Here is an 11,954-nt window from a genome sequence, read left to right as displayed (position 1 = left end):
GGTAATTACCTCGCAACATAAACAAACTCTTTTTTTACACCCTTCACCACTTCCACAGGCCTAGTGGTTTGAAGTCTCGAAAAATCTTGTAGCTTGCCTTGTTCAATATCAAACGCACTGTGAACAACCACAGAAACATTGTCGGTGGAGTCAATACCTGCAAGTGAATACACGTTAGTTGGTAGCACTGCCAGAACGAGAGACGTGACTAAATTTCCGCCATTTTTTTGCGACGAAGCCGAGTCAATAGCCCCTTTGCTTTTGCCGCTCCCACTCGGTTGTTTGGAGACACCGATTAACTGAACATCTCTTGCAACTGTTCTTACGGTACGACCTGTCTTTGCAACAATGTCCAGCCTATCGCCTTTGTGAAGGCGAGAAATTGGTATATCTAAATTCGGCAGTTGAAGCGTATATAACACTCTTCCTGCAGGTATTGCTTCAGACAAAGCCTTCGTTTTCGCTCTCGCAAAGTCGGAGGAAAACAACATTTCATTTTTATATTTCGCATTGGAAACTTTCTTTCCAATTATTGCTCTGGGGTTTTGGACACTGAGGGAAACTGTATTCAAATCCTCACCAGAAAACTCGCTTTGCGTAATATCTTTAGTGGTTATCACATGTCCTGCGGGTATGTTTTTGTTAAGTACCCAAATTGCCTGTGTATCTTCACTGTTTATTTGACGAACGCCTAATGCAGAAGCCATGAGACCCGAAGTCATTAGCAGAGTAATACCAACCGTTGTTGCACCCTTACTATTTCTATCTTTCATCACACCCCCTACCTGCCAAAAGTGTCGCTACGCGCTTTACGCGTAACGACAATTGCAGAGCCAGCTTAGTCGTCAAACGAACCATTCGCGGCAGGGCCATCTGCTGCTGTGCTTGCAGTAGCGCCGAGTGATGAAGCGGTTTCACTGAAGTCAGAATCAACAAAGCTAAATCCAACTTGGTCACCTGCGTTGGTATCTACACCGTCAATAAAGCCAGAGCCACTGATCTCTGCAGTTGCGCCGCCGCTGATGATTCCGTCGAATGCATAGCTTTGGTCAAGAGAACCAATCGCTTCTGCAACATCTTCGAGCTCTGCGGTTACTGAATCTCTTAATGTGGCTAAGCCAATCACCAACGCTGCTACCATAGAAGTAGAAAGAATGATTAGCTCAGATGTAAGAACAAAACCTTTTTGCTTTTTAACCGTGTTTCCTGATTTAACTTTTCTCATCTCTATCACCTTAGTGCATCAAAATTTTAAGGACTATTCCCGTTAGCTTTGTTGCTATAAGCGTGCCACAAAACTAATGCCATATAATTCAAATGCATACCTAAAAATAGAGCTAAATGTCTTCATGTTTACTTATTTTGCTTTGCAAAATGCAAATCACAATTTTCGTACTTAAAATAAAAAAAGGCCCGAAGGCCTTTGCGCATCAATTTAACAATTGGGGAGGTGTTGTAATGATGCTAAACGGGAGGTAACTAAAGCACTGTTTGGTGGCATAAGCGACAATGAGCGCTTGTAATACTGGCAGGCCTGCATAACTTGGTGCTTTGCCTGATTAATCAAGCCCAAGTGATAGTAATAAATACTTTCATCGAGCCCGAAGCGAAGGGATGTGCTCAAGTACGCTAACGACTTGTCGTACTCACCTTTTATATATTCTATTGAAGCGCGTTGTAGATAGGGTTTTGCCTCTCCGGCATAAAGTGAAATAGAGTAATCGCTGAGCCGTTTAGCCAACTTAACGTTCCCCTCTCCAAGGGCTAAATCGGTGCGCATGATTAACGCAACTAAAGGCGGCATGTAATTCCTCACCACTTTATCTAGCTCAACCTGCGCTTGTATTCTGCGCCCTGTGTTAATAAATAAAGAAGCAGCTAAAACTTGAGTGGCTGTGTGATCTGGGTTAGCTAACAAGAGCTTCTGAATTTCTCTCGCCGCACTTGAGCAATCTATTTTATTTGGCCCGCGACAGGTAATGCCTTTTTGTTCAATTTCATAATTAATGATTAAACTTTCTAACGCCGCATCGGGATTTAAAATAGGGATAAAATCAACAGTTGCGCAAGCTGACAACAGAAATGCAAAAGAAAAAATAAACAGGCGCTTTGCATATGCAAGGGCACGGCTAAGTACAGTGCTGTATTGCCTCATAGCACAAGCTCCTTTAAATATGCCATCATGTCGTCGGAATAAGAAAGCGTCATCCAGTGGGTACTGTCATTAATGGGCTCCCGCACCAGTGTTGGCGTTACAACAATAATAAGCTCCCTACTGTTTGAGCTGTTGCTGGTTGACTCACTCAATTTCCCAAAAAGACTTCTGCCGCTGGAGTTGGGCACAAAGTCGTGGCTTGTATTACTGTCTGAGCTTAATAAACCACCCACAACTAATGGCTGACCATCGCGCAGTCGGGCCGATGTTTCCATGCTGCGAGTATTAAACGCACTGCTGTTTAAATCTGAGCCACTGCTTTGCGCTATTTGCGCTGTTAGGGTGGTGTCTGGAAGAGAAATGACAGGATTTATATCCAGGGTTATTCTATCTTTTTCGTCTACCAAGGCCCTCACACTTAGCTCAACACCAAATGACTTAAACTCTGTACCACTGAATACAGAGCCCCCTATCCCTTGGTCTTGCCCTTGTATTCCAGAGGGGCTATAAGTTGTGGGTACAGGAATTTCCCCACCCACTTTAAATACCGCGCTTTCACCTGCCAACACTGTTAATGTAGGACGCGAGAGGGTACGCGATATCCCTTCCTGTTCCAGTAGTGAAAACAACATATCGATAGCAAATTGCGAAGTACTGAGCTGAATATTATTCGTTAATTGACCGCTAATAAGCTGAAGCGCATTTTCTACACTAGCACTACCGTTTTGCCTTTCTGACAGCCCACCTAAACCGAAAAGCCCGTCGCCTTGTGAGTATCCGTTAGTCAGTACACTTATATCAGGCCGCCACTGCTCGAGCTGTCGCTGATTAACTTCATATAGCTGCACTGACACTCGAATTTGCGGAAGATCCTTAACCTCAATACTTGAAAGCACACGACCACCCGCAATAGAAAGCAAGGTTGCCCTACCTACATTTGAATTAACATTGCTCAACTTGAGTTGGCTGGTATCTGCTGATGCTAGTGCACCAGACTCGTTTGCCAGTACTTCTATCATGGCTTGATCGCCAGCTATCGCAGCTTGCTGACCACCGCCTGGCAAATTAAGTGCAGGTTGCTGAGCCATACCAAGTCCGGCGGGAATAAAAAGTTTGCTCACAGCACTCAGTATTCTTACCAGCTCTATTTGATTCGCTACACTGCCAGAAAGCATAAACACGTCCTGATCGTCGGTATCAATTTCACTAACTCGAATTCTTTCTACCGTTACATCAGGCGCGCCGAGATCTCGCAGCAAAGCGGCGATCCTCTCTTCTTTCTTCTTCGGTTTCTGCGTTACTTTTATTAAGTTTATGATGGCAACCTTGTTAGCTTGCTGCATCATAGAGGATAAGTTTCCTGTGCCCTGTAGCCGCTGCTGCAGTGTGTTAAGTAAATTCTGGTCGGCTTGAGGATTTAATACGGGCTGTGACTGTTGGGAACTGCTCGCATACAAATAGTTTCTCGCGGCGGTATAGGCAGACTGCCGGTAGTTGGCGGTTGGAACCGTTCCACGAAGCACTATTGCGTGTCGATCTGGAGCGATGGTTAGCCTTAAATCGGGATAAATATCTTTAAGCGCGTTTTCAAGAACACTGTAATCTTCAGTTACACTGAGTAAGAAAGTTTCGGAGCTATTGTCTTGATACCATACCATCATTGATGTTCTGCCAAGCTTCTTGGCTAATATCAGTAACTCTCTCCCCCCTACAACTTGCACATCAAGCGTGGTCTCGCGGCCCACGGCAACACGCTTCACCTCTTTTTTAAAAACAAACCTTGTATGGGTCCACTTAACCAAGTGCTCAACTTTTTTTACCTTATTGCCGTCTGCCATTTCGATATAGCTTAAATTGCTTTGTGCAATTACCTGCATACTCATCATGCAAAGCATGAATTTTATTATCGTTTTCATGATTACCTCCCCAGGTTCATAAAAAAGATACTGCAAGGAACTGACCACACTTAGAACTATTCTAATTAGCTGATATTTAATTAAAAAACAGCCACACAAGGTAATTACCTAATAGATTTTCATTAGTGATTTGCAAAATGCAAAGCAATTAAGGAGAAAGCATCCTATGCACCCAAGTATTTGCTCTCGCAATACCTTCCAACGTCGAATCATTACCAAATGTAGGGTTTAGAAACTTATCTAGGGTCTCAATCACATTTTCAGTATTGATTGGTTTAAGTATGTAGCCGTCCATTTGAGCGTTAAAAGAAAGCTGTTTTGCCTTTTCTTCATCTTCTGCGGTCATCGCCACCACAATCGCTCGCTCTTTACTTAGCATTGCCCTTATGTTTTTTGTGGTTTCAATGCCATCCATTCCTGGCATTCGCAGATCCATAAATACAAGACGGAAAGATTGATTGGCATAAGCATTAATAGCTTCATATCCGCTGTTAGCCAACGTCACTTCGCAATTAAACTTTTCAAGAAGATGTTTAGCTACACGTTGATTATTCATGTTGTCATCAACAACAAGAATAGAAGCTAACTGATAATCTCTAACCAAGTGGTTTATTGGGCTGCAAGTATCAAGCTCATCATCGTGCTTCAAGCCAAAATCTAAATGGCGCTGATGAAATACTTGTTTGGCATGCTTAAATAGCAAGGGTGAAACGCCCCCTTCGACAAACGCAGCCTGTTGAATATTGCAGAGTGTTTCCGTTCTTAGGTCTTTATTATTGATGATTAAAGCAAGCCCGCCTTGAAGCTCACCATCAATAAAGTCAATAAATGAAGGGGTATTTCCGTGCAGCACAAACCGTGTATTTTTAGATATAAAAGCTCGGCATTCGTCTAGCGATGAGGCCAGATGGCACTGCTGCCCAAACCATTCAATCGTATTTTTAAGCGCATTAGATACAATATTGTTGGCACTAAAAACCACATAGCGGTAAACGCTGCCTATTGCCTTTTTATCTTGCTCGTGCAACTCAACAGGAAGTGTTATTTGATGGTAGTAGTGCCCTTCTGTGTTGCTATTAGCAATCATTTCACCTTGAAGACCATGAATAATGTGTTGGCATACCGTTAGCCCCAAGTTTAAGTCATTAAAATAGTTATAAGCACCTTGCGGCGCTATGCTCTCTAGAACACCTATTGCAGGAACTTTTAAAGAGTCGACTGTTTCAAGCTCTTCTCCCAGCAATTGTATTTGAAAGAGAAGGCGGTGAATGGGCTTATTTTTTACTACAGGTTTTTCGTAGACGAGCTTCAAAACTACATAATGTGTAGAGGCCAATTTCGCCGTCTCCAATACAGCATTGACCAAAGCCTTAGTTATTAACGCTTTGTCAGCAATTACGCTTAACGGGCAACGTGGCTCTATATCGCACACCAATTGATGTTTTTTATCAGGCGCTAACTCAGCGGTTTTAAGCAACACGGAGTCAACTAAGCTGGCCACACTAAACGGCGCGTTTGCGTTAGTTACGCTCTGCTCCTTATCCGTACTAGACTGCTCGCTTAAAAGGCACAACGCATTATTGATTGTGTGCGATAGTATTTTGCCATTAACGAACAGTAAGTTATTCAATTCGGTTTGATGTGGTGTAAGCTGCGTGTCTTTTAACAATTCCGACGCACCCAGTACTGCGTTTAGTGGCGTTCTCAGCTCGTGCCCAACTTGAGACCACAATGCTGACATTGAATTAAGCATAGTAGTTGAGGATGGGGTTGAGGATGGAGATGAAGTTGTATCTGGCTGTAACTTGTTTTTTATTGGCTCTGCTTCGTTTGAACAAGCCGATTTAATTGGGGTGAGAAAAAAGACGATAGTGTTTTTTGCTTTAACAATATTCGCGTTATACCGCGTTGAAAGCGAAATCATTTTTGTGACCTGAACGACGATACTCTTATTCGTATTTACACGAATAGAATTACATACTGCCCCCAGTTCAACACCTTCAACCTCAATAAAACTGGCAGCATTAAGACCAATCAACAGGGATGAAGACAGGCTCGATTGTTCACCACTGGCAAAACTGCACTGCTTTACAAAAAGCGAATAATCACAGATTACAGTGTGCTGCCCAGATAGTGCCAATATGTCCAGCATATAGTTATTGCTAGTATCGGACATTCTTTTATCTCAATGTGCATCAAAGCGGCGTTAATTGAAATGATTTACGCTTTAACATTAACGAGCCCATGGTGCTTTTTAGCATTGTTTTGGTTACCGGTTTGCAAAGTAGACCGTCAACGCCTTTCTTCGCCATTTTAGTTGCCGCATTTGGCGAGGTTACACCCGACAAAATTAGCCGTGCAGAGTTGATGTTGGGACCAGAGACTTTTATTTGCTCAAACACATCACTACCGTAAAGTTGTGGCATCTTCTCGTCTAAAATGAGTACATCGAAATGTTTGGTCATAGCGTAAGATAACGCTTCCAGGCCATCTTTTGCTGTGCAGACATTAGCCCCCAAGCTTTGCAAAATGGCTGCAGTTACGCCAAGGCTCGAAGGGCTATCATCGGCAATTAGCACTGAAACTTGGTCTTTTCTTAATGAATTGAGCACCGCATCTATCTCGCTACTTAAAAACGGGAAAAACACTTTTTTGCTATGCGGATTTGAATCTAAGCTGCTCTCAATCTCGTCAATGGGATAAACCATGACTGTTGAGTTCGTCGAGTTCGATGTTGCACAGTCTCTAGACCAGCGCCATTGCCACCGCGCGTCCCCCATTCGATATTCGCTATAGGCTTGGACATCTTCGATGGAGTGTAGAGGCCGCCCAAACCGTAAAAGCTCTGTTTTCGCTAAGCAGGGGGACAAATAGGAAACCTCACCGGCAAAGTTGGCAAGACAACTGTCGTTAAACCATATCTTTAATCCAGAACGCTCTTTTATAAAAATAATTGGCAATAGAACGGGCTCTTGCAGCGCCGCTTTTATTGCTTGGTCAATAACAGGCGATACAGCGTTAATACGTTCTTCAGAAACCAAACATTGTGCAAAGCCCGTGCGATTGTGTATGAAAGATATTCCTCGTTGTGAGTACCCCTGATGATGAATAAAGCACCGAACAACATCGATTATATTTAGCATGATAGCCTCCTAGACATTATTCTGTTTCAAAATAGATACCAACTTGGAGGAAATATGAAAATGATATTTTTCAGCTACTTATGCTTTTCACTCACATAACTTTAAAAAGAATTACCGGGAATATTCGATTTCGCGTTGCAAAATGCAACGCGAATGAGGATAAAAGAAGTGCTCAGAAAGCTAAGCTTACTGCAGTTTTAACCGCTGAAAGCCGTAAAATAGTGGATTGCACCTTCTTGTGCGTTAGCCTTTGGCGAGCTTAACAGCTTTCTTGCTGATGAAGATAACAGAGGTATGTATATATTCGCTAACCCACCAACAAAGCAAACCGACATATCTTTTTCATCATCTTTAGCCGTGTTTCTTTGTTCTAAAAGAGCAAAGATTAACGAAGAGATATAGTCGGCACCGGCTTGAATAAGCTCGTTCGCCATGTTGCAGCCAAGTTTATAATTTTTGGTAACTAAAGGAGCGAGAGCGCCAAATTCACTAGGCTGATAAGCAGACAATATAGCCACAAGCTCTTGTGCGCTATTAATACCAAGATGCGCAATGACATCACTGGCTAACTTATTTTCTTTTTCTACGCCGTCCATGGTAAGTAGCGTACTTTTAACAGCATGCAGCCCCAGCCAAGCGGCACTGGCATTATCCCCCAAGTTGAGTCCATAGCCGCCTAAATCAGTAAACTCACCGTTTATATAATTTGTCGCCGCAGAACCTGTGCCGCAAATTATTAACGCGCCGTTAGCGCCCCGGTGTGCGCCAATACACGCTGCGTGAAGGTCGCTCATTATATGGGTTTGTTTGAACGGCAAAGGCAGGGATAGAAAATAATCCTTTGCCTTAGGTATGTTTGCTCCCGCTAGCCCTGCCATTACGACAACATCGGAAAGTGAGACAGACAGATTGGCATCTGCAATAGCAGTTTCTGAAGCACTTATTATAGAGCTTAGCGCTTTATGCGGGTCGCTCATAATATTTGATGCGCCTGAGACTCCTTCTCCGATATGTTTTCCATCACTATTTTGTAGAATAGCGCGACAGTGTGAGCCGCCTCCATCAATGCCAATTATATAATTGTGTATCACCCGAATCTCGAAACATTTACTTTATATTTCTTCACTTTATCACAAGGTTCGCCGTCAACTAACAGGCTTTTTATTCAAAAAAGAACCTTGCTGCTCTTATCTCTCAAATCTTCATTTGTTTGCGTTTTAACATGGCCGAGAGAAAGTGAGTTGAAATGAAAAAGATTTCGCAATACTTCGTTACACACAAAATATTGGAATTGCTGATCAATTGTCATGATTTAAATGTATCGTAATGCTATGTAAACAAGGAAACCAAAACCATGAAAATACAATCTTGTATCAAAATAGGCCTTACACTAGCAGCGCTTACCGCGTCTATTTCAGCAAGTGCGCAAGCTCCCCAGCAACCTCAAGGTTGGATGTGGGGTTTTGGTGTTAGCGCATCTCAAGATGTTTATGCAGGCTTCGACAATCGTATTGTGCCTATTCCAATTATAGGCTACGCCGGCGAGAAGCTGCGGGTTTATGGGCCCTTCGTGAGTTATCAAATGTTTCAGCGTGAGGGTTTAACAATAGATGCTCAATTAGTTCCTGTCTTTGCAGGTTATGAAGAATCTGACAGTTTCATTTTTGAAGGAATGGAAGACAGAGACTTCAGCTTTGCCGCTGGAATAAGTGCAACTTACAACACCCAAAGCTGGACATATTCCCTATCAACAAACGCCGATATGCTAGGAAAGTACGACGGCTTTCAAGCAACTGCAAGAATAGGCAAACAGTTCAGAGTAAATGGCTTTTTGATTGAACCCTCAGTTGGTCTTAGCTTTCAAGACAGTAACTATGTAGATTATTACTACGGCGTGCGTCCTGAAGAAGTCACTGCATTTAGAGGTTTGTATGAAGGCAGCAGCGCGACAAATACCGAAGTAAGAGTAGCAGTGTCTACGGGTAAGTTTTTAGGCGGCATGACGCGAGTTGACGTAGGTGCTACATTTTTCGATAGCAGTATAAGTGACAGCCCACTCACCGATGACGACACCGCACTGAGCGCTACACTGGTCTACTCGCGTATGTTCTAAATAGCTATTTAAAACCAAACTCGACTTTAATTACATTGGTTATGATAACGCACGACAAAAAATCGTTTTTATCGTGCGCTATTAAAAGTGAGCTTTCACCACAGGCTTTTTCGCAGCACTCGCTTAATTATTAAAAGCCGCTGTTTCCCACAGTGGTACTGTGGATAAACTATGCTTGTAACTACCTGATGTTTCTTTTGTGCTATAAGACAGGTACATGAGTGTCTTAGACTCTTCGTCATAAATTCTACGAAGTTTCATATTTTTAAAAAATATACTCTTAGATTTTCTAAAAATAACGTCACCAGAGGGTGATTTATCAATATTCTCTAGCATTTCTGCTGTTATAGGCCCAGTTTGTCTGCACGCTATTGCACTATCTGATGGATCGGAAAAGTCTAAATCGGCTTCAATACTCGATATGTGACATGTCACGCCCGTAACAATGGGGTCAACCAACGCATCAATTTTAATGTCTTTGGTTGTGAAAACGCCAAGAGAAACATCGCCTACTTCACTATCACTGCACCCTGCTGTGCCCACAATAGCTAAGAAAATTGCTCCACGCAGAACCTTGCTAAATTTAGTTTGAGCACTACCCTGTAACATCAATCTTTTCATTTCCATCCTCATTTGCATTCCACTTTGGTTCGATTGCGTTCTTCTATTTCGCTGATCTCTACCGCTACTTTTAAACCAAAAACTCCCGTAAGCGCATGAAAAGCTATCCACAATTGTTCAGCCCAACTGTGTTTGGTTTCTACCATTGTTTTTTGCTTTATATAACGCGTTATCTGCTTTATTAATCTTCTTTGCAATAACGTCTTCATCTCTTAGGTCTTGAGGCTCTAGTGCGGCTAAACCAATACTCACTGTTAGTTTTTTGCTGTTTGGTAGGGTAATTTTTTGAACAGCTTCGTGGATTCGATTACAGTAATATTGAGCATCTTGAATGTCCGTGTTGTAAAGCGCAACGAGAAATTCCTCGCCTCCCCAACGGGAAACAAGATCACTTTCCCTGACAACATTAGTTAACGTAGACGCTAGTTTTGACAGCACTTCATCGCCGTATTCATGACCAAAATTATCGTTAATAGGTTTAAAGTAATCGATGTCGATGAGTACTAAGCACACAGGCACGTATTTACGCCTTATGAATGTGATTATTTTGGTGAGATCAGTAGTTAATGCTCTGCGATTAAGCAAAGAAGTAAGCGGATCTAAACGCGTTAAGCGAGTGAGCTCTTCGGTTTTTTGTTCTAAGTTTTCTCGAGCCGAGACCAGTTCCTGATAAAGCTTATCGCGCTCTTCGGCGGGGTAAACTGCCCAAAATAGTTTTTCATCAACCAGGCATATATTCGCTACTGCCGGAATTCTTGAGCCTCCATTTGCAATAACAGTTAGTTGCACCTCTTTACAACTACCATTACTAATAAGAATAGGTTTTAGATAGCTTTCATAAAAAATGAGTGAGGCTTTCGAAAGAATGTCGGTGAGCGTTAACGAGCTCTCCTCAAAGCAAACATTTAAAAATTGTTTTGCGAAACTATTACCAGATAATACCTGTGTGTTATCAATATGAGTAACTAGTAGCAAGCAGGGAAAATTATCAATATCGACTTTGCTCAATCGAGAAACTCCTCGATAGCATGTGCCACTTGTTCTGGTGTTGTCATGTGTAAGCAGTGCCCTTTAGCTTCTAAAACAGTAAATATAGAATGCTTTATTGCTTTATGCATGTACCGGCCAACCTCAATAGATGCAAGACTATCGTCTTGGCTTTGAAGTATAAGGGTGGGTACGGTTAACTTTGGTAATAAATGCCTATCGTCAGCAAAGAACGTGGCTTTTGCAAAAGGCTTGGCGTAACTGGGGTCTGTTGAGCAAAAACTATCTTCCAGTTCCTGTCTAACCGACTCATCATGCCCTTCCCCAACAACCAAGGGGGCAAAGTAGCTAGCCCACCCAAGATAATTTTTGTCCATTAAGTTGATGAGCTCTTCCAAGTCTTCTTTCTCAAACCCTCCCATGTAGTCGGGCGGCAAATTTAAAAAGCATGGAGAAGGACAAACCATAATCAGCTTACTAATTAAGTCTGGACGTTCGATGGCTACGTGCATGCCAATGGTACTGCTCACAGAGTGCCCAATAAAAATTGCGTTACTTAGCTCAAGCGCATCAAAGATTTCTTCCACGTCTTTCGCATAACCGCTAAGCTGAGAATATCTCTCTTTATCGAATGCACTAAGGTCAGACTGCCCACACCCAACATAATCAAATAAAACGATCTTGTAGTCTTTATTAAAATAAGGAACAAGATAGTCCCACATGCGCTGGTCGCAGCCAAAACCATGACCTAAAACCAGTGTATTCTCACCGTCGCCAACCACACGCACATTGTTTCGCTTCTTAATGTCTGTTTCCAAGTACATACTTATCCTGCCGATATTTCCAAAAATAGTGGGGGATAATTACCTCAGCCGCTATTCTTTTATCACAATGTCGCTAACCCAAGCCTTGAGTGTAAAGCCCTTAAACAAATCGCTTATTACGAGTGAGTTTAGCTTACGATACAGTAAAGCAACTAACTTTTTTATCTTTGTGTTGTAATTGTAACTTACTCAGCT

The 11,954-nt window shown here is 42.4% G+C and carries 11 protein-coding genes; 1 reads left to right on the top strand and 10 read right to left on the bottom strand.

What is annotated here, in order from left to right; translation table 11 throughout:
* Nucleotides 1-5: 5 nt before the first annotated feature.
* The 7 genes from GTW09_RS03065 to GTW09_RS03035 form a co-directional block, all read right to left on the bottom strand.
* The gene (locus tag GTW09_RS03065) at nt 6-773 is read right to left on the bottom strand and encodes a CpaB family protein (protein ID WP_163110019.1); all 768 of its coding nucleotides are present in this window, start codon (nt 771-773) and stop codon (nt 6-8) included.
* Between the two features lie 65 nt (nt 774-838).
* Complete coding sequence (locus tag GTW09_RS03060; protein WP_163110016.1) at nt 839-1,225, bottom strand: hypothetical protein; 387 nt, start codon at nt 1,223-1,225, stop codon at nt 839-841.
* A gap of 210 nt (nt 1,226-1,435) precedes the next feature.
* Nucleotides 1,436-2,155: a tetratricopeptide repeat protein gene (locus GTW09_RS03055; RefSeq protein ID WP_163110014.1), complete on the bottom strand. Its 720-nt coding sequence runs from the start codon at nt 2,153-2,155 to the stop codon at nt 1,436-1,438.
* Nucleotides 2,152-4,071, bottom strand: a complete 1,920-nt coding sequence (locus tag GTW09_RS03050; protein ID WP_203565615.1) for a pilus assembly protein N-terminal domain-containing protein — start codon at nt 4,069-4,071, stop codon at nt 2,152-2,154. The genes GTW09_RS03055 and GTW09_RS03050 overlap by 4 nt, the downstream gene beginning before the upstream one ends.
* Nucleotides 4,072-4,219: 148 nt before the next feature.
* Nucleotides 4,220-6,247, bottom strand: a complete 2,028-nt coding sequence (locus GTW09_RS03045; RefSeq protein ID WP_163110012.1) for a response regulator — start codon at nt 6,245-6,247, stop codon at nt 4,220-4,222.
* A 19-nt stretch (nt 6,248-6,266) separates the two neighbouring features.
* Nucleotides 6,267-7,214: a response regulator gene (locus tag GTW09_RS03040; protein WP_163110010.1), complete on the bottom strand. Its 948-nt coding sequence runs from the start codon at nt 7,212-7,214 to the stop codon at nt 6,267-6,269.
* Between the two features lie 197 nt (nt 7,215-7,411).
* On the bottom strand, nt 7,412-8,305 hold the full coding sequence (locus GTW09_RS03035; protein ID WP_163110008.1) for a BadF/BadG/BcrA/BcrD ATPase family protein: 894 nt from the start codon (nt 8,303-8,305) through the stop codon (nt 7,412-7,414).
* 263 nt (nt 8,306-8,568) lie between these two features.
* Between GTW09_RS03035 and GTW09_RS03030 the strand changes: the two genes are divergently transcribed.
* Nucleotides 8,569-9,327 (top strand): MipA/OmpV family protein, encoded by a 759-nt coding sequence (locus GTW09_RS03030; RefSeq protein ID WP_163110006.1) that lies wholly within the window; start codon nt 8,569-8,571, stop codon nt 9,325-9,327.
* 123 nt (nt 9,328-9,450) lie between these two features.
* Here GTW09_RS03030 and GTW09_RS03025 read toward each other — a convergent pair whose 3' ends face one another.
* The 3 genes from GTW09_RS03025 to GTW09_RS03015 all read right to left on the bottom strand — a co-directional run bounded on the left by GTW09_RS03025 (nt 9,451) and on the right by GTW09_RS03015 (nt 11,759).
* On the bottom strand, nt 9,451-9,948 hold the full coding sequence (locus tag GTW09_RS03025) for a CreA family protein (protein ID WP_239059264.1): 498 nt from the start codon (nt 9,946-9,948) through the stop codon (nt 9,451-9,453).
* Between the two features lie 117 nt (nt 9,949-10,065).
* The gene (locus tag GTW09_RS03020) at nt 10,066-10,956 is read right to left on the bottom strand and encodes a GGDEF domain-containing protein (protein WP_163110004.1); all 891 of its coding nucleotides are present in this window, start codon (nt 10,954-10,956) and stop codon (nt 10,066-10,068) included.
* Nucleotides 10,953-11,759: an alpha/beta fold hydrolase gene (locus GTW09_RS03015; protein WP_163110002.1), complete on the bottom strand. Its 807-nt coding sequence runs from the start codon at nt 11,757-11,759 to the stop codon at nt 10,953-10,955. The genes GTW09_RS03020 and GTW09_RS03015 overlap by 4 nt, the downstream gene beginning before the upstream one ends.
* Between the last annotated feature and the right edge of the window lie 195 nt (nt 11,760-11,954).

This window comes from Alteromonas hispanica (genome assembly GCF_010500915.1).
GTDB classification, from domain to species: domain Bacteria; phylum Pseudomonadota; class Gammaproteobacteria; order Enterobacterales; family Alteromonadaceae; genus Alteromonas; species Alteromonas hispanica.
The sequence above is the reverse complement of the archived record's forward strand: the minus strand, read 5'-3'. Positions and strand labels throughout refer to the sequence as shown.